A 24,817-nucleotide genomic window follows, 5' to 3' on the forward strand; every position below is an offset into this window, starting at 1 on the left:
TGGAGGGAAAGGGTTTGCGACATATACTTCGTAAGAAACACATTCACGATTTGTTAGAACAGAGCAGACAGCAAAAGGTAAAGAAAACACTGGGCGGGCTCGATCTCACGCTCCTGGGCATAGGGGCTGTGATTGGGACGGGGGTCATGGTGTTAACCGGAATTACAGCAGCTAAGGATGCAGGACCGGCTGTTATTTTCTCCTTTGCGATCGCAGCGATTGTGTGCAGTTTAGCAGCACTTTGTTATGCAGAAATGGCTTCCGCGCTGCCTGTGTTCGGCAGTGCGTACATTTATTCATATACCACAATGGGTGAACTCGTAGGTCATCTCATGGGATGGACGTTATTATCTGTTTATATGCTGACTGCTTCAGCTGTAGCGAGTGGCTGGTCGAGTTATTTTAACAGCCTGCTGGAGGGGTTTGGAATCTCAATTCCACATCAATTTTTAGCTGGTCCAGAACAAGGCGGATATATGAATTTGCCAGCAATTATCATTGCTTTACTCATTGCGTGGATCCTATCTAGAGGAACGAAAGAAAGTAAAAAATTCAATAATATCATGGTGTTTGTGAAACTTGGCATTATTGTTCTTTTCATTGTAGTAGGTGGTTTTTATGTAGAGCCAGCCAATTGGCAGCCGTTCATGCCGTTTGGTACGGAAGGGATTATTGCTGGAGCCGCTGCTGTGTTTTTTGCCTTTTTAGGATTCGATGCTATTTCGGCTTCTGCAGAAGAGGTGAAAAATCCACAGCGGAACCTGCCAATTGGTATCATTGGTTCATTGCTCATTTGTACGATCATTTATATTGTCGTTTGTTTGGTCATGACAGGCATGGTGCACTATACGAAGTTGAATGTGACAGAGGCAATGTCTTATGTATTGCAAAGTGTCCATCAACATAGCGTGGCTGGTATTATTTCTGTCGGTGCTGTGATTGGATTGATGGCTGTGATTTTCGCCAATAATTATGCGGCAACTCGAATTGCTTTTGCGATGGGGCGGGACGGGCTCTTGCCTAAAGTGTTTTCAAAAACAAACAAAAGTGATACACCTGTTGCGAGTATATGGGTGATTGGCGGGATGACAGCTGTTATTTCAGGGTTTATTGATTTGAAGGATCTGTCCAACCTAGCCAATATTGGTGCATTATTAACGTTTGCGATGGTGAGTTTATCCGTACTCATTTTGAGAAAGACACATAAACAGCTGGAAAGGGGATTCCGGGTTCCGTTTGTACCGGTTTTGCCAATTATCTCGATGGGCTGTTGTGTGTTTCTGATGCTCAATTTACCAGGCCGGACATGGCTGTACTTCGGGGTTTGGCTGATGATCGGTGTCGTCATGTACGCAGCGTATTCTAACAAACACAGTGAATTAGCGAAATCTGCTTGAGAAAAAGGTGCAAATCCGTTGACGATTTGTGCCTTTTTTCATACGATTTGGGATAAGCTATATAAGAGATAATGAACGGAACAAGAGGAGGATGAGGGAAATGATCAGCGTTAGTCCTTATATTGTTGTAGAAGACGTCAAAGAATCTCTTCAATATTATCAAGGAATTTTTGGCGGAGATATTCGTATCTTAAATGAACATCAAGACCGTGTATTGCATGCTGAGCTGCACCTTGGAGAATCACTGCTCCACTTTTCAGATACATTTGGCCGCACACCAAAACCGAAGAATCTTCGATTGATCATGCAGTTTGACAATGAGGAAGAGTTAAAGGCTGTATACGAGGCGCTTGAAGCTGACGGAGATGTCCTTGTGGAATTACAGGATACGTTTTTTGGCGCACTTCATGGACAAGTACAAGATCGGAAGAATGGGCTGATATGGGTGCTGAATTATATGAAATAAATAAAGACCTTCACCCTTGTGAAGGTTTTTTTGTGAGTGTTTTTATTTTCTGAAAAATGGAAAATATGCTATGTTGGAAGAATGATAAGACATGGGGAAAGGGTGGAAAAGGAATGGATCAAGTTGAGTTTCAATATATTCAAACAAACGGCATAAAGCTCCATACGGCAATGGCTGGTCCTGAAGATGGCCCACTGCTGGTTCTGCTGCATGGATTTCCTGAGTTTTGGTATGGTTGGAAAAATCAAATCCTCCCCCTGGCTGAGGCGGGGTATCGTGTCGTTGTTCCTGATCAAAGGGGATACCATCTGAGTGACAAACCGGAAGGAGTCGAATCATACGTCTTAGACAAATTAAGAGATGATATCGTGGGATTAATTAAGGCGCTGAGCCCAAATCAAAAGGCTATTGTCGGCGGACATGATTGGGGCGGAGCGGTTGCTTGGCACCTTGCTTCAACCCGTTCTCAATATGTAGAGAAATTAATCATCGTCAACATGCCGCATCCTCGTGTGATGATGAAGGTCCTTCCGTTTTATCCGCCGCAGTGGAAGAAGAGCTCTTATATCGCGTTCTTTCAGCTTCCAAATGTACCAGAGGCAGCCCTTCAAGAAAATCACTTTCAAAGACTGGATGAAGCCATTGGACTGTCTGCTAGACCTCATTTGTTCACGAAGGAAGATGTCTCAAGCTATAAGCTGGCATGGACGCAGCCGGGAGCCATTACGTCCATGTTGAATTGGTATCGAGGTATTAAAAAAGGCGGCTTTGAAAAACCGATTTCCAAACGAATTCTCGTGCCTGTCCGCATGATCTGGGGAATGGAGGACAAGTTTCTAAGCAGAAAGCTCGCAAAAGAAACGATCAAGATTTGCCCAAATGGACAGCTGATTTTTGTCGATGATGCCACTCATTGGATCAATCATGAGAAACCAGATGTCGTGAATAAGCTCATTCTCGAATTTTTAGCATAAAGGAAAAAGCTCTGATCAGAAGACCAGAGCTTTTTTGTTTTACCCAATTTGATTCTTTTTCAAGGAAACCGGTTCGTCGTCCCAGCATTCAATCTGTTCATTGTTCGGAACGGCGTTTTTATAGAAAACAGGATCTTTGCCTTCTTTTTTCTGTCTCATGTAATCCTTCAGTGCTGCAAAGGCGACTTTGGACAACATGGTAATGGCAATGAGGTTGACGATGACCATGAGACCCATGAATAAGTCGGCTAGACCCCAAACGAGAGGAACAGTCGCAACAGCTCCGAAAAGAACCATGCCAATGACAGCAACACGATAGATGTTGAGCCAAATTTTATTCGCTCCCAAGAACTCAATGTTCGTTTCACCATAGTAATAGTTACCAATTAACGTACTAAAAGCGAATAAGAAAATCATAATGGCTAGGAATCCAGAAGCCCAAGGGCCAATGTGCTGACTTAATGAAGCCTGAGTTAACTCAATTCCTTGCAGGTTGGTTGTTTTATACGCATCAGAGAACAAGACAAGAAAGGCTGTACTTGTACAAATAATTAACGTATCTGTTAATACACCAAATGCTTGGATTAATCCTTGTTTGACTGGGTGGCTCGTGACAGCAGTTGCTGCTGCGTTAGGTGCACTACCCATACCGGCTTCGTTTGAGAAGAGACCGCGTTTAATCCCTTGTAACAATGCTCCACCTAGTGTACCGCCGGCAAACTGTTCAAATCCGAAAGCATGCTTCACAATCGTACTGATGACACCTGGCAGTTCAGTAATATTTGTGACAATCACAAAGAAAGCAATCCCGATGTAAGCAACGGCAAGGACAACGACAATATATTCAGATGCTTTTGCAATCGCTTGGATACCTTTAAAAATAATGGCGGCAAAAATAACAGCCATAATGATGCCGACAGTTAGGCGATCTAGACCAAAAGAGTTTTGAAAAGCAACGGTGATGGTATTTGATTGCACTGCGTTAAAGACAATCCCAAAAGAGATCGTGATCAGAATGGCAAATAAAATCCCCATCCAGCGCTTGTTTAACCCTTTTTCCATGTAATAAGCAGGTCCCCCGCGGAATCCTGTTTTATCTTTTACTTTATACACCTGAGCTAATGTACTTTCAACAAAGCTTGAGGCAGAACCGATAATCGCGACGATCCACATCCAGAAGATTGCACCAGGTCCACCGATCGCAATAGCGATGGCAATCCCTGTGATATTCCCTGTTCCGACACGTGCTGCCATACTGATGGCAAATGCTTGGAACGGTGAGATTCCCTCTTTTTCTTTTCTTCCTTCTTTTAGAACACGCAGCATTTCTTTCAGCATTCTGACTTGCAGGAAGCGTGATCTATATGTGAAGTAGACCCCTACTCCAAGTAACAGAGCAATGACAAGATAAGTCCAAATAAAATCATTTGTAGTTGTTAAATAAGATAGCAAAGCTTTTTCGTTCATAACATCACCTCTTCGAATTCATCACTGTTCTTTTTAAAAAATACTGAGATCCCACTCTTTGGCGAGTTTCTTCAGCATCATGACACCGGTAATACTATTTCCACAATCGTCAATGGCAGGACCATAAATGCCGATCCCGCAGCCTGTCTGAAATGGGAATTCTCTTCTTGCGCTTGGCGGAACGCAAGCCATGATTCCTCCAGACACACCACTTTTGGCTGGAACACCTACGAATGCAGCAAAATTACCAGACGCATTGTACATGCCGCATGTCAGCATCAATGCCTTTGTTAGTCTTGCGATATCTTTTGGGATGACTTGGACTTGTTTAAAGGGATGGTAGCCATCACTTGAAATAATCAGTCCAATCAAGGCGATGTCCTCTGTTGTGACCTCAATGGAACATTGCTTTAAATACACTTCTAACGTGTCCTCGACATCTGATTCTAAGTAATTGGTTTCTTTTAAATAATAAGCAAGTGCCCGGTTGCGGTGTGCAGTTGCCCATTCTGATTGATAAACCTCTTCATTAACAGAAGGACGCTTCCCTATTAAGTTTTCGATTAAATCGAAAATATATGCTAGCTTTTCTGTAGAAGTCTTTCCAGGAAGGATGGAGGATACGGTAATAGCTCCAGCATTAATCATTGGATTAAAGGGCTTCCCTGGTTTATGCATCTCAAGGCGGTAGATGGAATTAAATGCATCACCAGTTGGCTCTACATCTACCCGATCCAAGACGTACGGAACGCCTCTTCCTAAACAGGCAGCTATAAAGCTGATGACTTTTGAGATACTTTGCAGGGTAAAGGGAACGTCCCAATCACCATAACGTACAGATGATCCATCTGGGCCTATCACGCTGATACCAAGTTGAGAGGAATTTACTTTTCCGAGTGCTGGAATGTAGCCAGCGTTCTGCCCGTTTTTGTAATACGGACGTATTTCTTCTGCCCATTGATCAACAGAAGACTGGCATGCGTGTTGTGTATTATTAGAAATTGCTGTTTTCATACGATTCCTCCAATCAAAAATCAAAAAGTACCCTATTGAATTGGCGGATGACAAAAAATGCGATCAAATAGGCACGAAAACATGTTACACATCTTCAAAGAACTTGTCATGCGCTGCTTGTACCACTCCTTTACACCTAAATATATGTTCAAATGAAGGCTTTGGCGGCGAAACAACAAAAAGGGTTTTTAGTGAAAATTCAGAAAACGCTTACATATAGTTTCACTAAAATTGTTCATTCAATTTATCTTGGAAACTACACAATCTGACGAAAATCTACAGAAAAACTTACAAATAAAAATCAGTCTGCATGTAATTGTCTAAACAATTCCCATTATTGTAGACAATCTCCAAATCGTAGAATAGCTGAAAGGTCACCATGCCTTCTCGGAGAATAGTCATAAAAAATGATTTTGAAGAGAGAAGTAGCCGTGAAAATAATTTTTTTGCTCATTGTGAAGCAAAGAGTCTCCTTGTATACTGTGGCTATGTAAACAGGGGAAGGGATGTCAGTCATTTGAGTTTAAACCAGCTTGTCAAAAAAGACGCATTTATTTTGATTTTTATGATCGTCATTGTGCCGCTTGCGGGAGAGCTGAAGTTTTATCCTGTGAATGAAACATTTCGTATTAGTTTTGGGGCACCTGCGTTTTTCTTTTGCTTATTACTTTTAAGAAAATCAAGACCATTGCTGCCAGGGTTTTTAACAGGCGCAGCCATTGTCCTATTTCGGGTAGGTTTAGATCTTATTCAGCAAAAAGCTGATCTGGCTCTGTCATTTTATCAGCAGTTTCCGAGCTTCTTTTTTTACTTTACTTATGCTTTTCTTTTCTTTGTTGTCCGTACAGGACGTTTCAAGCAGCGTTCCATTTTTATTGGGCTGATCGGACTGATGATTGAACTGCTTGCTGATTTTGTTGAGCTGTTTGTACAATTTTTAGTGTTTGATACAACCATGACTTTCTCAAAGCTGAGTGATATGATCCTCATTGCATTTGCTCACAGCTTCGTGGTCATCAGCTTTTTTAATATGATGAGGCTGTATGAGGCACAATCAAGAGAGAAACAAATCATGAAGCAAAATGAGCATATGATGATGGTCATTTCAAATTTATATGAGGAAACAGTTCATTTAAAGAAAACGTTAAATCATACAGAGCACATAACGCAAGAATCCTATCGGCTCTATCGTCTGCTGAATGAACATGAGGCAGGAAAGAAAGTGAGTCAGGAGCTGCTGAAGCTTGCAGGGGAAATACATGAAGTTAAAAAGGACAATCAGCGTATTTACGCTGGGCTTTCAAAGCTGATTTCAAAGGAAAATATGCAAGATTATATGAGGGCAGAGGATCTTGTTCAAATCGTGATTCGCATTCAAGAGAAATATGCGCTATCTCTCGGGAAGAACATTTCCTTTACATCTAATATAAAAGGCATTCACTTGCATGAGTATCATGTGTTCATTTTCTTATCGCTGATTAATAATTTAATGGCAAATGCAGTTGAAGCAATCAAGGATGATGGAGCCATCTCACTCGTATTAAAAGGCAGTCATGATAAAATAGAGATTCGGGTTGAGGATGATGGACCGGGTATTCCTGAGAAATTGAGAGAGATTGTATTTGATCCTGGATATACCTCAAAATTTGATGCATATGGAACACCGTCAACTGGGATTGGCTTATCCTATGTGAGAGAGCTGGTTCAAGAGCTGGACGGTCAAATCCAGATTGAGCAGAAAGAAACGAAAGGAACAGCTTTTCTGCTTGTCCTTCCGATAAAAAATTTAATACAGAGAGGGTGAGTGTATGCGATTTTTCATTGCAGATGATGATCGTGCAATACGCTCGATTTTAGGTCAGATCATTGAGGATGAGGATCTAGGAGAGGTCGTGGATGAAGCTGATGACGGCATTGGATTAGAAGCGCATTCATTGAACCTGAAAAAAGTAGACATCCTTCTGATTGATCTTTTAATGCCAGCTAGAGACGGCATTCAAACCATACGTCATATTCACCCTGAATTCAAAGGCAAGGTCATCATGATATCTCAAGTAGAAGCAAAAGAGATGATGGCAGAAGCCTATGAACTTGGAATTGAATATTATATTCATAAACCCGTCAATCGAATTGAGATTGTCAGTGTCATTCGAAAGGTCATGGAGCGGATCAAGCTCGAAAAATCAATTTACGATATTCAAGCTTCTCTTCGGCATGTGCTGCCATTAGAGCCAGTGATTTCTCATGAGACAGGTACTGGATCAAAGCGAAGAACGATGAAAGAGGCAGGGGAATTCCTCCTATCTGAATTAGGAATTGTCGGAGAGAGTGGCTCTAAGGATTTACTAGAGATATTGATCTACTTACATGAAACGCAGACAGCCAATTCTCATGAGGTGAATTTTCCGCCATTAAAGCAGCTATTTATCAAAACGGCGGAACGAAAGCTTGGTCGTGGTGCGGCGGATGTGGAAGTGATGCGGGAAGTGAAAGCAGCAGAGCAGCGAATTAGACGAGCCATCCATCATTCTTTAAATCATTTCGCATCACTTGGGCTCACAGATTTTTCAAATCCTAAATTTGAGCACTATGCGTCGAAGTTTTTTGATTTCACTGATGTCAGCCAAAGGATGAAAGAAATGCAGAAGACTTCTTCATCTGCAGGGTCAACAGGCAGAGTCAATACGAAAAAGTTCGTGCAAATCTTTTATTTTGAAGCAAAGCAGCTATTCGAAGGGATGAGCTGAGGGAAATCTATTGGAATGATTGGAGAAAATAAACAGAGACAGAGTGCTTTTGACTATGAGTCGCCTTGCTCTTTTAGACGTCTTTGTTATTTATCTGATCATTCTGATTTTTCTTTTTTCTTGAAAATAAAACTCTCCTGTGCAATCGTTTGTTAAAATAGTGAGGTTAGACTAGAATGTCGGAGGTTTTATTTTGGGAAAAATTAAACGAAATGCGCTCTGCCCATGCGGAAGCGGAAAAAAATATAAACATTGCTGTGGTCAAAAGTCAGGCGGAGAACAAACGTCTGAGCTTGTGTTTAAGGAAGCTGTACAAGTTCAAAAGGATTTAATGAATTATGCGTTCTCTAAGCATCAGAGAGCGATCAATCAATTCATTAATGAGTTTTCTTTCCTAGCAGATATGGATAAAGAAACGCAACAAATCTCAGTCTTTCATTTGAGTGTATGGGGCATTTTCTTCCGCCCATTAACAGATAAGAAAGAGACTATCTTCCAAGAATTCCTGACAAAAAAAGCAGAAGATATTACCCGTCCTAAAACAAGACAAGTGGTTGAATCTTGGACAGACATGGAGCCATCTTTGCTTTTATTAAATGAAAAAACGGACGAGTCTCTTTACTTTGAGAATATGGTGACAGCTGAGAAGGTTGAAGTTGATGTGAAGCCGGATCAAACCGTGCTGCCAGAGAAAGGTAGTCTTGTTCTAGGTTTCCCTGTTCAGTTTGAAGAAAAAGCAGAGTTTTTCATTCAATATACGATGTTCGCGAAAGAGTTTACTGATACGCTTCTTCTTCAGGTTCGCCAGCTCGTTGAAGCACATGAGGCAAACGGAGGAGCACGTAGTACATTTATGAGAGAAGCCTTCCCTGAAGTGCTGAAGTGTATGTTTGCGAAGCAAGAAGTTGAAGAAACAGAAGCGCCTGCTCAAACAGAAGGAAGTACAGTAGGACTATCAGCAGATCGGATGGACTGGGCTAGTGACGTTCAGCTGGAAACAGCCAAGCTGATTGAAGACGGGATGAAAGAGCACGGTGACCAAAGCCTGACAGATGGCGCTTTAACCGTTTGGAAAGCTTACTGTGATCAGAAAGCACCTGTGATCCGTAAAGCGGCGTCATTTGCTGCAGGAATCGAATATTATATTCATTCACTTGCAAGCGATGCCCCGCTTTCTCAAGCACAAATTGCTAAAAAGTATGGCATTAGTGCGTCTACTGTATCGAGCCGATTTAAAGATATTGAAAAAGCGGTCAAAGAAGAGCAAGAGACGACTGTATCATAGCATGAAAAAAGACGCGGTACCTTTCAAGGAGCCAGCGTCTTTTTTTCATCATCTTGTTTTAATAAAACCACTCATGTATTGCTCTGTATTATAATCATTGAGGTCAATTTTCCACTGACCATCTCCGTTACGTTTCATTTTCACTTCATACTCAGCAGGGCTTGAGACTGGAGGAAGCTTTTCAAACTCAGATGCGTACATATTCAAGCTTTTCTTATACAATTCTTCTTTCGAACGGATTTTGCCGTTGTAAAACTCATCTCTTTGTTTGTCTAGTTTGTCTTTTAAGTTAGAAGCATCAATACCGGTTACTTGAGCGACAACCTTCGCTTCGTCATCTGAGATGGTTTTCACACTTGTTTCCACTTTCGCTTTATCCTTCATTGTATTTTGCATGCGTTTGTACATGGATAAAATATCGCGGTCACTGACTTCGTTTCCATATATGCCTGCACTTCTCTTAAAGTCTTTCACAAACATTTCGTGATATTTATTAACGACATCTGATTGATTGTCACCTGTTAATTCTGAGAATTGATCATTCTTTTTGTCAAAAACAATGAGATCTGTATAAGCAGATAGTGCTTTTGCTGGGTTATCTAGCTTTTTCGCTGTATCCAGTATCTTTTCGCCATCTAGTTCAATTTCGATCGAATCGCTGTTTTTCTTGATGCTATCTTGGTACACGAACTGATATTTTTTTCCTTTATCTACTAGGAAATAAAGAGCTCCTGATAGTGATTTCCCTTTGTTCAATGACCCAAGATCAAGGCGGTCTTTACTGCCGTAGAATTTTAAATCAGAGACTTTGGCATCGTCCTGATAAAGGGTGAAATCAGAGTTATATAGTGAAAGGGCTTTGTCACCTTTGTTGGTGATCGTCAGGTTGACTTTTAACACCAATTCATTGTCTCGCAAGGTAGTTGTTGAGTCTTCTGGTAACGTATATTCGTAGCTATTCACTTTTACCTCTGCTGTTTTTGTTGATTTTTGGTCAGCCTTTGTTGATTTTGCTGAGCTCTGGCAGGCTGCAGAGATGATCATCACGAATGAAATCATGAGGAGTGCACTTATTTTTTTAAGATTCACAGTTGATGCTCCTTTGCTTTTCTTTCGTCATTTTCTTCCCGCTATCTGACTGAGAAAAAAGAAACAGATAGAATGGTATATTCGGGTGTTAAAGGGGAAAATCTCCTAATGACGATTTGCACTATTCATTCTATCGAATTTCATTCGTGATGAGGAATAGGTTGTATTCCCTATCTTTGATAGATTTTTACACAAATACCTATAAAAAACGGAATTTAATAAGTAAAATATACTAGTTAATAAGAATTAATTTATCTATTTATCATGAGTTTTAAATGTTTTGTGTATAAAAATCTTGAAACAGAGGTAGTTTTCATTTTAAAAGATGTGTTAGGATTCACATCGCAAAGCTTTTCGTTTAAGTATATCTTCATCATACGAATCTTTTTCTTTCAAAGCGTCCACCTCCAGATTGATTTTCAGAGAGCAGAATACTTGAATGTTGAAAATGATTCATGGGAAAATAAGGATGATTAAGCAGATAAGGGGGATGAGCTTTTGAAAAAAGTAACGCTTGGACGAACTGATTTACAGGTGAATCCGATAGGGCTTGGAACAAATGCAGTAGGTGGCCATAATTTATTCCCGAATCTGAGTGAAGATGCAGGGCGGGAGCTAGTAGAAACTGCTCTTGATCATGGTGTCAATTTCTTAGATTCTGCTTTTATTTATGGGCTGGGCCGTTCAGAAGAATTGATTGGTGAGATCATTGCCAAAAGAGGCGGCAGAGACGAACTGGTTCTTGCGACAAAAGGGGCTCATAAAGAAGTAAACGGACAAATCGAACTGGACAATAGCCGTGATTTCTTAAGACAGCAGGTCGAAGACAGCCTGAAGAGGTTGCAAACCGATTATATTGATTTGTACTATATGCATTTCCCAGACGGCCGCACGCCGCTGGATGAAGTGGCAGGTACTTTAAAGGAATTGAAGGATGAGGGGAAAATCCGGGCAATTGGGGCATCAAACCTTGATTTTGAACAGCTTCAAACCTTTAATCGAGATGGACACCTAGACGTGCTTCAATCAGAGTATTCTCTGCTGAAACGTCAGGCCGAGCAAGACCTTCTCCCATACTGCGTGGAGCATGGGATTTCCTTTATCCCTTATTTTCCATTGGCGTCAGGCCTGTTGACTGGGAAGTTTACAAAGGATGCGACATTTGATGATATTCGAGCAAAGGACCCGCTTTTCCAAGGCGATGCTTTCCTTCAAAACCTCGAAAAAGTAGACAAACTGAAGACCATTGCGCAATCAAAACATGCCGAAACAGCCCATGTAGCGCTGGCGTGGCTGTTGGCGCAGGATGGCATTGATGCCATTATTCCTGGTGCAAAACGAGCCGAGCAAGTCTTACAAAACTTGAAAACAAACGATGTTCAATTAACAAAAGAAGAAATCAACGAAATCGATCAGATCTTTTCATAATATAAAAAATAAGGTGCCAAGTAGCACCTTATTTTTTATGCCATTGTGAGAGGAATCTTGATTACGAGCCTCAGGTTTGGAGAACGATACGTAAAATCAAGCGTGCCGTCTGCCTTTTCAACAAGCTGATGAATGATATAAGTACCCATACCTTGATGATCACCGCCTTTTGTCGAGCGGCCAAACGTCTTGAACAGATGATCTAATACGTGTTTTTCCATGCCCTTAGTACTGTTTTCACAATGAATCAAAAAGAGCCCGCTCCGGATGGAAGTCGTGATCGAGATGTTTCCCTCGTTCCCAGCTTGCTTCGCTTCAATGGCGGCATCTAATGCGTTATCAAGCAGGTTGCCAGTAAAACTCACCTGATCCGCCTTAGAAAAAGGAAGAGAAGAAAAGGGTGCTTGAAGATCTAGTGAAAGGGCAATCTCCTCTTTTTCAGCCCGCTGGAAAAAGGAATGAAGGGTGGAGGCCAAATAAGCATTTTCCCCTTTGATCCAAGGGAAATGTTTCACGTATTGCTGAATCAAATCTTTGATCTCATGCTCGTCATTCGATGCGGAAAAGGCATTTAAATGTCTAGCTGTTTCATGGTGTTTACTTCGCAGCTCAAGCAGCAAGTCATTGGTCCTCGACTCAGCATGAATCAGCTCTTGAAGCCGTCCATTTAATCGTTGCTCCGTTTGCATCACCTTGAAGGAAAGGAGATCGGCTGTCAAAATGATGATGACAGTTAAAAGATGGCTTAGTCCATTTCCGTGCGTGAGAAAAAGTGAAATGCCTGAACAGGTGATGAGCACAAAAGCGCCTAATATCACGTAACCACTCATACCTAGCCAAAACCTTTTGTAAATGAAAAAGGTGTAAAGGCACAAGATGCAAAAGGTCAGAAGCCACACCATGCTTGATGACAAAGGCAGAACAGCTTTAGCAGCAGCTTGAACTGCAAGACCGAGCCAGATGAGCGTATATATGCGAAATCCAAGATAGAAAGCGTTCACGTTCGTTCTCCTTAAAAGTAGTATTTCTTAAAGTATTCTAATTGCTGCTTCGTCATCATGGCTTTTTTATCAGTCCCTTCAAAAGACACGATAAATGAATTTTTGGCATACGCCGAAAAGTTCTTAATGTAATGAATATTGATGATAAACGAGCGGTGGGAGCGGATAAAGTCTTTCTCAGCTAAATCACCTTTTAACTCGTTGAGAGTTTGGTATGTTTGAATATCTCCTGTTGTTGTGACAATGGTCGTCGACCTGCCAGTACGTTCAACAAAGATGACATCCTTTTTTTGCAGTACATGGATATTTGATTGCTGCTTGATGAGAAGCCGTCCGTGAATGCTTTTCTCCTGCTTGGTGGACATGTAGCGCTCTAAGGATTTGGCGATTCGATCAGCTTGATAAGGCTTCATAATATAATCATGGACATTCAAATCAAAGGCATGGACAGCATACCCACTGTTTCCCGTCACAAATACAACATCCACATTCAGTGCATGAGAGTGAATAAGGTCTGCTAATTCATAGCCTGACATGCCAGGCATCTCAATGTCTGCAAACAATAGATCAATGTCGCCCTGTTTGACCTTCTCATATGCATCCTCCGCTGACTGCGTCACAAAAACGATGTCAACAGCATCCATTCTGCCGACAATGGCATGCAGCTTTTCTAAATCCACTCGGTAATCATCGACAAGACCTACTTTTATCATAAAAATCACCTATGACTCTTCTTATTATTTGTCTATTTTACCATTTGTTTTTTAAAATGGATCATTTCAAGACAGAAAAAGGACGTTTCGCGACATTTTTATGTCAGACAGGCGGTATTTTTTCTATCATAGACGTAGATAGTCGAAAGGGGCGAACCAAATGATTACTCTCAGCGATTGTAGTTGCTGGTTTACAGATAAGAAAAAAGTCGTAAAGGCGATGAAACATATGACATTCTCCGTGAAGGAAGGAGAAGTCGTCGGCATCTTAGGAGAAAATGGAGCGGGGAAAACCACATTACTACGCGCCGTTGCCACATTATTAGAACCTACGCACGGATCAGTCACTGTCGCAGGCTTTGATACAGTCAAAGAAGCAACTGAAGTGAAGAAGCGAATTGGGGTCTTATTTGGCGGTGAGACGGGACTTTATGACCGTTTGACGGCTCGTGAAAACCTTGAATACTTTGGGAAATTATATGGCTTAGATCAGCATGAAATCAAAGCAAGAATTGAGGATTTGGCAAAGCGATTCGGGATGAGGCAGTACATGGATCGCAAGGTAAAAGGATTTTCAAGAGGGATGAAGCAAAAGGTGGCGATTGCCAGAACATTGATTCATGACCCTGACATTATTTTGTTTGACGAACCGACAACAGGTTTAGATATCACATCGAGTAATATTTTCAGAGAGTTTATTCATCAGTTGAAACAGCAAAATAAAACGATTCTATTTTCAAGCCACATCATGGAAGAAGTCAGCCTGCTTTGTGACAGTGTCATGATGATACATCAAGGGGAGCTCGTGTACAAAGGAACGCTTCCAGAATTATATGCACAGGAACAAAGTGAAGACTTGAATTACATCTTTATGTCGAAGCTCGCAAGGGGGAATGCATAATGTGGAAAACCGTCTTTTTAAAAGAAATGACAGATTCGCTCAGAGATAGGAAAACGTTGCTCTTAACAGTGTTGATCCCTCTTTTGACGATGCTCGGACTCGTGTTTTTCTACGAAAGCATGATCGCTGATCCAGGCGATAAAACGTACACAGTCGCAATCAATGAAAAGCTTCCGTCCGATATGAATGACATGATCAAAGAAGTGAAAAACCTGAAACTTGAAACATTTGATGACCCGCAGCAAGCCGTTAAAGACGGTGAGGCAAATGCTTATCTAGAAATGCCAAAAGATGCAGGCGATATGCTTCAGCATCAAACATCGTTTGCCATTAAAGTCCATGGGTATCCAACAGATGATGATTCAGTGATTGCGGTTCAAATGCTGCAATCGTTGCTGGAGCAATATCAAAATCAAGTCGTAGAAAAGCGTTTGGCACAGGATCAGATCAAATCGTCAGTGATTCATCCGTTTGAGGTACAATCGGTTGATGTGCAAGAAGGAGAGGACGGGGATGGAGAAAACGGGGTGACCACCATGCTGCTGTCGATTCTTCTTCCAATGATTTTAGTGACCTCTGTGATCTCAGGTGCTTTGCCAGCTGCGCTTGATATCGTAGCAGGTGAAAAGGATAGAAAGTCAATTGAAGCTTTATTCCTGACACCGGCCAGCAGACTTCAGCTTTTAATTGGAAAATGGCTAGCTGTTTCTATGTTTGGTATATTAAGTGGCATTGTGGCGATTGGTATGCTGCTGCTCTCTACATTGCTCTTTACAGAAAAACTGAAACAAGCGCTGAACTTCGGAGATCAAGTGTGGAGCATCATCGGTGTTATGTTTGCGGCATTAATTATTTTCTCAATCATGGTATCCATGATTGAACTGCTGCTCAGTGTCGTTTCAAGCTCAGTGAAAGAAGCACAATCGTACATGTCCATGATCATTACACTAGGTGTGATTCCGATGTTTTTTACCATGAGAGCAGGCGCTACGCAGCTAGATACGTATTACTTTGCGATCCCATTCCTTAATATTCATGCACTATGTAAGCAATTGATGTTTGGCATCGTTGACCCAATGTCAATTGCCCTGACGCTCGGCTCCTCGGCGCTGACAGTGATGATCTTGTTTGTCATCGTGAGAAGTTTGTTTATGAAAGAGAAATGGATGCTTGCGAAATAGAAAGAACATTTCATTGATAGAAATGAAGAACTTGTAGATTTTTTCTACAAGTTTTTTGTTTTGTATATTTAAGTGAGTGATAAAAAAGGGATCACAATGTGAATGAGGTGATAGAATAAAAATGCTCAGTCATGTAAAATTGACTTCATTTTACTTAAAAGGGGTTTTGTATATGAGTGATCAATTAGAATATATATGCTCAGCAAACACATCATTTTGAAGCTTTCATTTTAGGGAATAAAAAAGGGCTGATAGAATTGAGAAATGCAATTGATAGAGCTTTAGAAACAGGTAGTTCTGTTGCACATTTATTCCAATCTGACTATGAAGGCGATGAGCAAAGGTTCGAGAAATTAATCACTCCTTATGTAGAGGAATACATACAAGAAGATGATGCAGTTGATCCGATTGACATCATAAAAGGATATGATGCTGAAAAGGGGAATTCATCTTCATAGTATATTGTATCCTTTTGTCAGTATACGCCTTACAATAAGGAGGTGCGAAAATTGCCCGCAGCTTTCAGTTATGGAATCACCTGTTTCATCGCTTTTCTACTAATCATTTTTGTTCTCACCCATAAAAAACTAGAAAAAAAACTAGATCTCACAATTTTGATCGTAGTAGCCACCACAATATTGATGGTGAATGTCTTGTGGGTGTGGGTCACCATTTTCTTCCTTACTTGCTTGTATGTCGGAATCAAATATAGACATCAATCAAAAAAAGACTAAAGAAAACCCCCGGGAACCGGGGGTTTTCTTTAGTTCTTGATGAACTTTTCAACCAATGAGCTTGTTTTGTAGTCGTTCAAATCAAGTTTCCATTGGTCGATATCGTTTTTCTTCATGTTCACTTCTACTGTTTCTTCAGAAGATGATGGTCCTAATTTTTTAAATTCATCTGGATAGATAGAAAGTAGATATTTCTGTGCATCATCATAAGATGCTGTACGGTTTTTGCTGTAGAATTCAGTTGCTTTTTCTTTTAAACGATCGACAAGCGGGCTTGCATCAATTGGTGTAAGTGTCACAGTCACGACAGCTTTATCACCGCTGATTGATTTTGTTTTCGTTGATACTTTTGATTTTTCAGCTAATGTTTCTTTCACAGCTTTTAGAAGCTTATCAAGGTTTTCGTCTTTTGCTGAGCTAGATGAAATACCAGAAGAAGAAATGTAGCCTTGTTTGAATGATTTATCAAATTCGTTTACGACAGTTGATTTGTTATCACCTGTTAGTTTTTCGAAATCGTCATTTTTCTTACCAAAGATCATGACATCAATATAAGAAGAAAGGGCTTTTGCAGACGCTTGAAGTGTATCTGCCTTTTTCATCAAGTCTTTTCCTTTAATATCGAATTCTAGTGTTTTGTCATCTTTTTTCGATCCAGTACCAGGCTCTGTGTAAACCAATTGATAGTCTTTTTCTTTATCAACCACAAAGAAAAGACCACCTTTTGATACTTTACCTGCATTTAGAGAGCTTGAAGATAATACTTCGTTGTAGTCATCAGGAGAGATGGTAGACACCTGAGCGTCATCTTGGTAAAGCGTAAAGTTGCTTTTATCCACATTCAATGGTTCTTTGCTGATGTTTTTTACAGATACATTCACTTTTAGGACATATTGATCATCCTGAACAGATGTATCGTATTGAGGTGGTAAAGTGTACTCAGCACTTTCTACTTTTACTTCAGCTGCATCAAGAGATTTTTTTGTATCGCTTTCTTTCGCAGCAGTTTTGTCTTTTCCACCACTACAAGCAGCAGCGACAACAGTTACACACAAAATCAGAAGAAACAGGGATAATTTCTTTTTAAACATGAGATGTTTTCCTCCTCGGGTTTTATGGTGAATTTCATTGGAAAGCTTTAGTTCATATCGTTCTTTTTGCACAAAAAGAAAAATACTGTATGTTTTTTACTGTAGAATGAAGCGAAAGTACTGTCAATACCTCAGTGCGTTCGAAAGGTTCATCCACTTCAAGTAGTAAAAATGACACTATGTTGAGAGGAGAAATGTGTATTTTATTGTTTGAAATCTCCTGTAAAAACTCAACATTTTATATTTTAAGGTTTTGAGTCGGATTATTGAATAGGTTCAAATGACTGTTTTTGAAGAAGATGTAGCAAATAGAAGGATTTTTATGACTTGTAAATGAGTCGTTAGTAATGAATATTTTTTCCTGTGATGTGTATGATCACTAGGTTTGTGTGTTGTTGACACAGAGACACTTGTCCAGCGAAATGTTGAGGTATTTAGACAGGCTCTCGACACGGAATGTGTCTTTTCCCTTCAAAATGGCAGTCATCTACACAGAAACCCTACATAAAATAAAAGAGAAATGAATGGGAGGTGGATGTATGGCAGTGGTAAGAGCGACAAGCTCTGATATTGATTTAATGGCCAGACTGCTGAGAGCCGAAGCGGAAGGTGAAGGGAAACAAGGGATGCTGCTTGTAGGAAATGTAGGCATCAATCGTTTGCGTGCCAACTGTTCTGACTTTAAAGGGCTGCGTACGATTCCACAAATGATTTATCAGGAGCATGCGTTTGAGGCAGTCACGCATGGCTATTTTTATCAGCGAGCACGAGAAAGTGAAAAGACACTTGCACGGAGGAACATTAATGGTGAACGATTTTGGCCTGCGAAATTCAGTCTTTGGTATTTCAAACCGCCTGGAAATTGTCCATCCACTTGGTACAATCAGCCGTTTGTGGCAAGGTATAAATCACATTGCTTTTACCAGCCCACAGCTGAAACATGTGAGAATGTTTATAACACCTTTTAGCTTGATGAACAGCACAATCCTTTGTATTCAAGAGGATTGTGTTTTTCTTTTTTTCAAAATGGGTAACCATTGTGTATCAACAAGATGAAGCACGTGATTGGAGGAAATGAAGATGTATCAAGATTTAAAAGGGAAAACAGCCATTGTGACAGGTTCTTCTAAAGGAATTGGACAAGCCATCGCCTTGAGATTTGGACAAGAACAAATGAACGTGGTTGTGAATTATAAAGGTGATGAAGAGGGTGCTGAAGAAACAGTACAAGCCATTCAACAGCATGGAGGTAGGGCGGTGAAAGTACACGCAGATGTCTCCAAAGAGGAAGGAATTCAGGCGTTAATGGATGCCGCGCTGGAGAATTTTAACGCACTAGATGTGTTCGTCAATAATTCGGGATTTAATGGTGAAGAAGCAATGCCGCATGAAATGACGTTGGAACAATGGCAAAAGGTCATTGATGTGAATATCACAGGCTCATTTTTAGGAGCAAAGGCAGCGATTGCCTATATGATGGAGCATGATGTGAAAGGATCAATCTTGAATATATCCAGTGTCCATCAAGAGATCCCGCGTCCGTTCAATGTTCATTACTCTACTTCTAAAGGAGGAATGAATATGATGACGAAGACGCTGGCTCTTGATTATGCCGAAGCGGGTATTCGGGTCAATGCGATTGCACCAGGTACAATGGCAACGGAATCAAATGACGACCTTCAAGATGAACAGAAAAAACAAAAGCAGCTTGAGAAAATTCCAATGAGAACGTTTGGCGATCCAAAGGAGATTGGATCCGCCGCTGCATTTCTCGTATCGAAAGAAGCGGCCTATATTACAGGTACTACATTATTTGTTGATGGAGGAATGACACTTTATCCATCTCAATTAAATGATGAATAATAGAAAAACATCCGCCCCATTAGCCGGCGGATGTTTTTTCTTTGTAGCGGTGTGCTGACTTTGCTGGTTTGCCGAGCAGCATAGGATACTTGCTCAAGAAAGAGATACATGGCACCATGAGCAGCAATGTACCGATCGTATAAAAGAGCGTCCAAGAAAGCTGCGTTGTATCAGAGATATTGATGCCTAGTCCGTAATAAACAAATGCCTTCATGATATCGATACCGGCAAATTGCAGGACGAGAATCACAATGGAATGACGTCCGAGATACGTCAATATCGTGGACGTTTTCAATTTGAAGCTTAAATAAATAACAGCAGCTGAACCGAGCAGTGCACAAGCATAAAAAATGAATAGATCCCCATAGTCATTGACCCGCATATCAATTCGTGAATTAAAGCTTTGCATATATGCAGTCAGTACAAGCAGACCTGTACATAACAGAAGGGTAGGATCTGTTTTTAATTCCACAAACCATTGTTTTGCTAAAAATCCGATTGAATAAAACACAACAGCCGTTAACGCAACGTTGGCATTCCAAGGGAGACTCTGGTTTAACAATAGCGTGGAAGCATATCCGGCTCCGCCGCAAAGGACGGTCAGTAAAATCAATACAGCTGGTTTTCCTTTTGTCAGACGATGCATCAAGAAAAACAACATTTCCACTAAAAAGAGCGTCGTTAAAAACCAGATGGCTGGGTTATGCGTCAGTCTTGCTTCATCGGCATTTGAAATGAAAATCCCTGTAAAAGGAACGAAGGGATCAATATCTGTTTGCCCCTTAAAGGCGAAAAATCGGGTTACCGTGAACCAGAAAACGTACGTAATAATGGAGAAATAGAGATAAGGTAAGAGCAAGCTTTTTGCTTTTTTCTGTATAAATGACATAGCAGGTTGTGAGGATGATCGAAACATCATACCTGATAGTAAAAAGAAGAGTGGCATATGAAAAGAATATATAAATTGCTTGAATGAATCAGGAATGGGTACATGTGCCATAACGACGAGCAGAATGCCGATTCCTTTAGCCGCATCCACCCAGTCGAGTCGCTTATTCAAGGCCAGTCATCTCCTTCCTTCTCAGCATTGTAAACCGTTACTTCATATGTACCTCTACTATATAAAAGGTACACCTACCATGCGTTTACAGTTCGCTAACGATTAGAAGACACATTTGCGATCAGATGACAGAAGGAAGCTTTTTGACATCTCGATGTTACATTTCCCATTTTTTATAACAATGTAAAAAAAGAAGCCAATGAAAGATTGGCTTCAAAATAGTTCTGCGATTCGTTCAAAGGAACGCTGTTTTTCCATTGGATCAAATGAATTGTTTAATATCATGATCTCGTCCGTTTGATAGCGGTCCATTAAGATTTGTAGCTGTTCTTTCACTGTTTGCTTTGAGCCAACAATCATTCGCTGGCGGTTTTGTAACAATTTTTTCTTTTCTTGCTCAGTGTAATGATAGTTCTCTGCTTCTTCTATAGAAGGAACGCGACTGTCCAGCCCTTTTTCAACCCGAAGTAGCCATAAATCTGTACTGGTGGCAATGCGGCTTGCTTCCTCGTCTGTGTCTGCGCAGATCACAAAGACAGCAAACATAGACTGAGGCTGACGTGAGAAAACGGATGGAGAAAAGTGTGACCGATACGCTTCAAAAGCTTGCCGGCCTCGTGCAGGATGAATAAAATGTCCGAAAATATAGTTGATTCCAAGTGATGCCGCTTGGATGGCACTGTTTTCCCCGAGTCCAAGCAACCAGACTGGCGGATAAGAATCAACGAGCGGAGCCGCTTTCACTCCTGCATGCCGATGACCAGAAGGCAGGCTGTCAGATAAGTAAAAAAGAAGGTCCTCCAGCTGGCGGTCAAATTGAGATAGTTCTTTCTTCACGCCGTCTGTCAAAGCGAGTCTCGTCCGTTCAATTCCGCCTGGGGATTTACCAACCCCAATCTCAATTCGTCCAGGGTAAAGGGCTTCAAGCTGGCGGGTGACTTCTGCTACTTTAAAAGGGCTGTATTGCGGGAGTAAAATCCCCCCAGAACCTGTGCGCAAAGTCGATGTGTGTGAAGCAATATGTGCCATTAATATTTCAGGCGCTGTACTCGCGAGTCCTCTCGTGCTGTGGTGTTCAGCAAACCAATATCGCTCATACCCCAGTGTTTCCGCAAGCTTGGCCAGCTCTGTCGTATGAACCAATGTTTCTTGTGCGGATTGGCCTTTAGGGATGGCGACTTGATCTAATATATGAAGTGATGGCATCATCAACACCCTTTCATCAATACGTTGAATTCTATTCATAAGTATAAAGAAAGTCATGAACGGAAGGAAATGAAAGGGTTTATCACAGCTATGTACATGAATTTTCTATATCAACATATGAAGTGGATGCGCGCCCTGTTTTTAAGCGAGAGGCTGTGTAACGGGAACATTCGACAATGTTTCACATGAAACACTTCTTTTACGACATGAATCATTTTTGTCATGGATCTTTCTTTAAAAAAATATCATCATATTGAAACCTCTTTTATACATAGATCGTATATACTAGTAAATAGAAAAAAGAGTAAGAGGCTCCAATGTCATTTCATGAATTTTGTCGAATTTTCATGTATGATGATTTTAATAGGGTCCATCGCTTAATAAATAGATTTTTATTATGCTGGAGGAGTGATTGATTTGGCGATTACATTAGAAAAAGGTCAACGTATTGATTTAACAAAAGGAAAAGCAGGACTAACCAATATTCTAGTTGGACTTGGCTGGGACCCTGTGTCACAAGGCGGCGGTTTTTTTGGAAAGCTGTTTGGCGGCGGAGGCGGCGCTGATATTGATTGTGACGCTTCAGTGCTGATGCTGAAAAATGATAAGTTTGTTGAAAATAAAGATTTGATATACTTTGGTAACTTGAAAAGCAAATGCGGTAGTGTTGAGCATACAGGTGACAACCTGACAGGTGAAGGAGACGGAGATGATGAACAAGTCCTCGTCAACTTAAGCAAGGTGCCAGGCAATGTGAATAAATTGGTGTTCGTTGTGAACATTTATGATGCACTTAGAAGAAACCAACACTTTGGTATGATTCAAAATGCTTACATCCGAATTGTTGACCGTTCAAACAATCAAGAGTTAGTGAAATATAATTTGAAAGATGAATATGCAGGTAAAACATCATTAATCGTTGGAGAGCTTTATCGCCACGAGAATGAGTGGAAGTTTGTAGCTGTAGGAAATGGTACAAACGATGCGAAGCTTGCCGATATTACGAGAAACTACATTTAATTAGAAGGGAGAGGTTCCTAGTGGGAATTTCTTTAGCGAAAGGTCAAAAAATTGATTTAACAAAAACGAATCCAGGTTTAACAAAAGTAGTCGTAGGTCTTGGCTGGGATGTAAACAAGTATGATGGCGGACATGACTTTGATCTAGACGCAAGCGTATTCCTTTTAGATGCAGCAGGGAAAGCAAACTCTCCATCTGACTTTGTCTTCTACAATCAAACAACTGGCGGTGGCGGAAGTATCGTACATACAGGCGATAACCGTACAGGTGAAGGAGACGGAGATGACGAGCAGGTCAATGTTGATCTTTCAACTGTACCAGCAAGTATTGAGAAAATCTCCTTCGTCATTACAATCCATGATGCAGAAGCACGCAGCCAAAACTTTGGACAGGTGTCTAACGCTTACGTCCGTATTTTAAATGCGGCATCAAATGAAGAGCTCATTCGCTATGATTTGGCAGAAGACTTTTCAATTGAAACAGCGATTATTGTAGGTGAATTATACCGTCACGGCGGAGAGTGGAAATTTTCAGCTGTTGGATCAGGCTATCAAGGCGGACTTGCCCGCATTGCAACAGACTTCGGCTTAGATATCGGGTAATGCCCGTTTTCATATTTTCAGGAGATAGGAGAGATACGAATATGGCGATTCAGCTTTCAAAAGGACAACGTGTCGATTTAACGAAAACCAACCCAGGGCTGACAAAAGTGATGATCGGACTTGGCTGGGATACGAATAAATATTCAGGCGGAGCCGAATTTGATTTGGACGCTTCGGCTTTCTTAGTAGATGCAAACAATCGTTGTCAACAAGATACAGACTTTGTGTTCTATAATAATCTGCAGCATCCAAGCGGCAGTGTCACTCACACCGGTGATAACCGTACGGGTGAAGGAGATGGAGATGACGAGCAAATTCTCGTTGATTTCTCGAAAATTCCTGCTAACATTGATCGTATCGGAATTACAGTTACGATTCATGAGGCAGAGGCGCGCAGCCAGAATTTTGGACAAGTCTCTAATGCATTTGTTCGTGTTGTAAATGAAGAGGGCGGGGAAGAATTGATTCGTTTTGATTTAGGGGAGGACTTCTCAATTGAAACAGCTGTCGTCGTATGCGAACTATATAGACACGGCAGCGATTGGAAGTTTAACGCAATCGGAAGCGGATTCTCTGGCGGACTTGCAGCTCTTTGTCAAAATTATGGGTTAGAAGTGTAAAGAGAAGAAACAACTTCATTCAAGAGGCGCTGCCAATGACTCATATGAGGGTATTTTCCAAAGTGAGAAAGAAACAGCGATCAAGAATAACAGCAGGCGAAAGCCTGCTGATGCTTCTACACTTATAGGAGGAAAACCAGTTGGACATTTTGAAACATATGTTGGACACGTATGCTTCGTTTTTTGATTGGCATATGTGGGCAGAGGTATTAACAGACCCTGTCTCTTGGGGGCTTATTGGGACCCTTGTCGTGCTTGAAGGTTTGTTGTCAGCGGATAACGCACTTGTATTAGCTGTTATGGTGAAACATTTGCCTGAAAAGCAGCGTAAAAAGGCATTAACCTACGGATTAATTGGCGCTTATTTCTTCCGTTTTCTATTCATTGGCGTAGGGATGCTGCTTATTAAGTTTTGGTGGATTAAGGTACTAGGCGCTGCATACTTAGCTTGGCTGGTCATTAAGCACTTCTGGTTAGGTGACGGAGATGACGAAGCGAAGGAATTGAAAAAAGAAGGCTGGATGATTCGTGTATTTGGCGTCTTCTGGGCAACTGTTATTTCTGTAGAAATTATGGACCTTGCCTTCTCGGTAGACAGTATTCTTGCTGCATTTGCTGTATCTGAGGAAGTATGGATTCTTCTTTTAGGTGGAATGCTTGGAATTCTCATGATGCGTACAGTGGCACAATTATTCCTTGTGCTCATCGACCGTATACCAGAGCTTGAGAATACGGCATTTATTCTCATTGGAATTATTGCCATCAAAATGGGCTTAAGTGCTGCTCATATTGAAATCCCGCATCTTGCATTCTTTGCGATTATTATCCTAGCGTTTATCGGAACGTTTATTGTTCATAAAATCAATAAGAAGAAGCATCAAGGTGTAACAAACGAAGCTGCGGCTTCAAAAGAAGAATAGGACGATCAAAAAGGAATGGAGTTGACTAGCGGCTCCAT

Annotated in this window: 24 protein-coding genes; 16 read left to right on the plus strand and 8 right to left on the minus strand. The window is 41.0% G+C overall.

Features of this window, described 5'->3' with window-relative positions:
• Nucleotides 1–14: 14 nt before the first annotated feature.
• The 3 genes from NSQ70_RS01575 (at nucleotide 15) to NSQ70_RS01585 (ending at nucleotide 2,837) form a co-directional block, all read left to right on the plus strand.
• A complete protein-coding gene (locus NSQ70_RS01575; protein WP_017358611.1) occupies nucleotides 15–1,397 on the plus strand; it encodes an amino acid permease in 1,383 nt (460 codons plus the stop codon).
• Nucleotides 1,398–1,497: 100 nt separating this feature from the next.
• Nucleotides 1,498–1,863, plus strand: a complete 366-nt coding sequence (locus NSQ70_RS01580) for a VOC family protein (protein ID WP_342502389.1) — start codon at nucleotides 1,498–1,500, stop codon at nucleotides 1,861–1,863.
• 113 nt (nucleotides 1,864–1,976) lie between these two features.
• On the plus strand, nucleotides 1,977–2,837 hold the full coding sequence (locus NSQ70_RS01585) for an alpha/beta hydrolase (RefSeq protein ID WP_024719018.1): 861 nt from the start codon (nucleotides 1,977–1,979) through the stop codon (nucleotides 2,835–2,837).
• A gap of 39 nt (nucleotides 2,838–2,876) precedes the next feature.
• On the opposite strand, the gene NSQ70_RS01590 is transcribed toward NSQ70_RS01585, so the two are convergent.
• Together NSQ70_RS01590 and NSQ70_RS01595 are read right to left on the minus strand one after the other, a co-directional pair.
• Nucleotides 2,877–4,304, minus strand: a complete 1,428-nt coding sequence (locus NSQ70_RS01590) for an alanine/glycine:cation symporter family protein (RefSeq protein WP_047945837.1) — start codon at nucleotides 4,302–4,304, stop codon at nucleotides 2,877–2,879.
• Nucleotides 4,305–4,337: 33 nt separating this feature from the next.
• Complete coding sequence (locus NSQ70_RS01595; protein ID WP_008342152.1) at nucleotides 4,338–5,318, minus strand: glutaminase; 981 nt, start codon at nucleotides 5,316–5,318, stop codon at nucleotides 4,338–4,340.
• 517 nt (nucleotides 5,319–5,835) lie between these two features.
• On the opposite strand from NSQ70_RS01595, the gene NSQ70_RS01600 reads away from it, so the two are divergent.
• The 3 genes from NSQ70_RS01600 (at nucleotide 5,836) to NSQ70_RS01610 (ending at nucleotide 9,350) form a co-directional block, all read left to right on the plus strand.
• Nucleotides 5,836–7,122 (plus strand): sensor histidine kinase, encoded by a 1,287-nt coding sequence (locus NSQ70_RS01600; protein ID WP_335352226.1) that lies wholly within the window; start codon nucleotides 5,836–5,838, stop codon nucleotides 7,120–7,122.
• Between the two features lie 4 nt (nucleotides 7,123–7,126).
• Nucleotides 7,127–8,065: a response regulator gene (locus NSQ70_RS01605; protein WP_024719015.1), complete on the plus strand. Its 939-nt coding sequence runs from the start codon at nucleotides 7,127–7,129 to the stop codon at nucleotides 8,063–8,065.
• Nucleotides 8,066–8,258: 193 nt separating this feature from the next.
• Nucleotides 8,259–9,350 (plus strand): SEC-C metal-binding domain-containing protein, encoded by a 1,092-nt coding sequence (locus NSQ70_RS01610; RefSeq protein WP_125590023.1) that lies wholly within the window; start codon nucleotides 8,259–8,261, stop codon nucleotides 9,348–9,350.
• Between the two features lie 48 nt (nucleotides 9,351–9,398).
• Here NSQ70_RS01610 and NSQ70_RS01615 read toward each other — a convergent pair whose 3' ends face one another.
• A complete protein-coding gene (locus tag NSQ70_RS01615) occupies nucleotides 9,399–10,439 on the minus strand; it encodes a DUF4352 domain-containing protein (protein WP_008342147.1) in 1,041 nt (346 codons plus the stop codon).
• A gap of 498 nt (nucleotides 10,440–10,937) precedes the next feature.
• Between NSQ70_RS01615 and NSQ70_RS01620 the strand changes: the two genes are divergently transcribed.
• The gene (locus tag NSQ70_RS01620; protein WP_061417810.1) at nucleotides 10,938–11,867 is read left to right on the plus strand and encodes an aldo/keto reductase; all 930 of its coding nucleotides are present in this window, start codon (nucleotides 10,938–10,940) and stop codon (nucleotides 11,865–11,867) included.
• Between the two features lie 35 nt (nucleotides 11,868–11,902).
• Here the strand turns inward: NSQ70_RS01620 and NSQ70_RS01625 are convergent, their stop codons facing one another.
• Together NSQ70_RS01625 and NSQ70_RS01630 are read right to left on the minus strand one after the other, a co-directional pair.
• On the minus strand, nucleotides 11,903–12,868 hold the full coding sequence (locus NSQ70_RS01625) for a GHKL domain-containing protein (RefSeq protein WP_342502390.1): 966 nt from the start codon (nucleotides 12,866–12,868) through the stop codon (nucleotides 11,903–11,905).
• An 11-nt stretch (nucleotides 12,869–12,879) separates the two neighbouring features.
• Nucleotides 12,880–13,581: a LytTR family DNA-binding domain-containing protein gene (locus NSQ70_RS01630; protein ID WP_024719011.1), complete on the minus strand. Its 702-nt coding sequence runs from the start codon at nucleotides 13,579–13,581 to the stop codon at nucleotides 12,880–12,882.
• A 160-nt stretch (nucleotides 13,582–13,741) separates the two neighbouring features.
• Here NSQ70_RS01630 and NSQ70_RS01635 point away from each other — a divergent pair, with 160 nt between their 5' ends.
• The 3 genes from NSQ70_RS01635 to NSQ70_RS01645 all read left to right on the plus strand — a co-directional run bounded on the left by NSQ70_RS01635 (nucleotide 13,742) and on the right by NSQ70_RS01645 (nucleotide 16,121).
• Nucleotides 13,742–14,482, plus strand: a complete 741-nt coding sequence (locus NSQ70_RS01635; protein ID WP_041508193.1) for an ATP-binding cassette domain-containing protein — start codon at nucleotides 13,742–13,744, stop codon at nucleotides 14,480–14,482.
• On the plus strand, nucleotides 14,482–15,663 hold the full coding sequence (locus NSQ70_RS01640; protein WP_342502391.1) for an ABC transporter permease: 1,182 nt from the start codon (nucleotides 14,482–14,484) through the stop codon (nucleotides 15,661–15,663). Before NSQ70_RS01635 ends, NSQ70_RS01640 begins: the two co-directional genes overlap by 1 nt.
• A 257-nt stretch (nucleotides 15,664–15,920) precedes the next feature.
• The gene (locus tag NSQ70_RS01645; protein WP_234833527.1) at nucleotides 15,921–16,121 is read left to right on the plus strand and encodes a hypothetical protein; all 201 of its coding nucleotides are present in this window, start codon (nucleotides 15,921–15,923) and stop codon (nucleotides 16,119–16,121) included.
• Nucleotides 16,122–16,426: 305 nt separating this feature from the next.
• On the opposite strand, the gene NSQ70_RS01650 is transcribed toward NSQ70_RS01645, so the two are convergent.
• Nucleotides 16,427–17,488, minus strand: coding sequence for a DUF4352 domain-containing protein (locus tag NSQ70_RS01650; protein ID WP_024719008.1), 1,062 nt, complete (start codon nucleotides 17,486–17,488; stop codon nucleotides 16,427–16,429).
• Between the two features lie 539 nt (nucleotides 17,489–18,027).
• Between NSQ70_RS01650 and NSQ70_RS01655 the strand changes: the two genes are divergently transcribed.
• Nucleotides 18,028–18,456, plus strand: a complete 429-nt coding sequence (locus tag NSQ70_RS01655) for a cell wall hydrolase (protein ID WP_008342138.1) — start codon at nucleotides 18,028–18,030, stop codon at nucleotides 18,454–18,456.
• A 112-nt stretch (nucleotides 18,457–18,568) separates the two neighbouring features.
• Nucleotides 18,569–19,351 (plus strand): glucose 1-dehydrogenase, encoded by a 783-nt coding sequence (locus NSQ70_RS01660; RefSeq protein WP_017366553.1) that lies wholly within the window; start codon nucleotides 18,569–18,571, stop codon nucleotides 19,349–19,351.
• Between the two features lie 19 nt (nucleotides 19,352–19,370).
• Here the strand turns inward: NSQ70_RS01660 and NSQ70_RS01665 are convergent, their stop codons facing one another.
• Nucleotides 19,371–20,411 (minus strand): acyltransferase family protein, encoded by a 1,041-nt coding sequence (locus NSQ70_RS01665; RefSeq protein ID WP_017366554.1) that lies wholly within the window; start codon nucleotides 20,409–20,411, stop codon nucleotides 19,371–19,373.
• 213 nt (nucleotides 20,412–20,624) lie between these two features.
• A complete protein-coding gene (locus NSQ70_RS01670) occupies nucleotides 20,625–21,617 on the minus strand; it encodes an LLM class flavin-dependent oxidoreductase (protein ID WP_340940493.1) in 993 nt (330 codons plus the stop codon).
• A gap of 417 nt (nucleotides 21,618–22,034) precedes the next feature.
• On the opposite strand from NSQ70_RS01670, the gene NSQ70_RS01675 reads away from it, so the two are divergent.
• From NSQ70_RS01675 to NSQ70_RS01690, 4 genes are all read left to right on the plus strand, one after another.
• Nucleotides 22,035–22,637 (plus strand): TerD family protein, encoded by a 603-nt coding sequence (locus NSQ70_RS01675; RefSeq protein ID WP_039166394.1) that lies wholly within the window; start codon nucleotides 22,035–22,037, stop codon nucleotides 22,635–22,637.
• Nucleotides 22,638–22,657: 20 nt separating this feature from the next.
• Entirely contained in the window at nucleotides 22,658–23,239 is a 582-nt protein-coding gene (locus NSQ70_RS01680) for a TerD family protein (RefSeq protein ID WP_008342133.1), read from the plus strand.
• A 41-nt stretch (nucleotides 23,240–23,280) separates the two neighbouring features.
• The gene (locus tag NSQ70_RS01685) at nucleotides 23,281–23,859 is read left to right on the plus strand and encodes a TerD family protein (protein WP_268421041.1); all 579 of its coding nucleotides are present in this window, start codon (nucleotides 23,281–23,283) and stop codon (nucleotides 23,857–23,859) included.
• A gap of 140 nt (nucleotides 23,860–23,999) precedes the next feature.
• Complete coding sequence (locus NSQ70_RS01690; RefSeq protein WP_008342130.1) at nucleotides 24,000–24,779, plus strand: TerC family protein; 780 nt, start codon at nucleotides 24,000–24,002, stop codon at nucleotides 24,777–24,779.
• The last annotated feature ends 38 nt before the right edge of the window (nucleotides 24,780–24,817 follow it).

It is taken from the genome of Bacillus sp. FSL R5-0397, assembly GCF_038593395.1.
Classification (GTDB): Bacteria; Bacillota; Bacilli; order Bacillales; family Bacillaceae; genus Bacillus; species Bacillus altitudinis.

Coding starts and splice junctions, on each gene's coding strand:
- NSQ70_RS01580 (WP_342502389.1), top strand. CDS start 1,498: ATGATCAGCGTTAGTCCTTATATTGTTGTAGAAGACGTCAAAGAATCT.
- NSQ70_RS01585 (WP_024719018.1), top strand. CDS start 1,977: ATGGATCAAGTTGAGTTTCAATATATTCAAACAAACGGCATAAAGCTC.
- NSQ70_RS01590 (WP_047945837.1), bottom strand. CDS start 4,304: ATGAACGAAAAAGCTTTGCTATCTTATTTAACAACTACAAATGATTTT.
- NSQ70_RS01595 (WP_008342152.1), bottom strand. CDS start 5,318: ATGAAAACAGCAATTTCTAATAATACACAACACGCATGCCAGTCTTCT.
- NSQ70_RS01605 (WP_024719015.1), top strand. CDS start 7,127: ATGCGATTTTTCATTGCAGATGATGATCGTGCAATACGCTCGATTTTA.
- NSQ70_RS01630 (WP_024719011.1), bottom strand. CDS start 13,581: ATGATAAAAGTAGGTCTTGTCGATGATTACCGAGTGGATTTAGAAAAG.
- NSQ70_RS01635 (WP_041508193.1), top strand. CDS start 13,742: ATGATTACTCTCAGCGATTGTAGTTGCTGGTTTACAGATAAGAAAAAA.
- NSQ70_RS01640 (WP_342502391.1), top strand. CDS start 14,482: ATGTGGAAAACCGTCTTTTTAAAAGAAATGACAGATTCGCTCAGAGAT.
- NSQ70_RS01650 (WP_024719008.1), bottom strand. CDS start 17,488: ATGTTTAAAAAGAAATTATCCCTGTTTCTTCTGATTTTGTGTGTAACT.
- NSQ70_RS01655 (WP_008342138.1), top strand. CDS start 18,028: ATGGCAGTGGTAAGAGCGACAAGCTCTGATATTGATTTAATGGCCAGA.
- NSQ70_RS01660 (WP_017366553.1), top strand. CDS start 18,569: ATGTATCAAGATTTAAAAGGGAAAACAGCCATTGTGACAGGTTCTTCT.
- NSQ70_RS01670 (WP_340940493.1), bottom strand. CDS start 21,617: ATGCCATCACTTCATATATTAGATCAAGTCGCCATCCCTAAAGGCCAA.
- NSQ70_RS01685 (WP_268421041.1), top strand. CDS start 23,281: ATGGCGATTCAGCTTTCAAAAGGACAACGTGTCGATTTAACGAAAACC.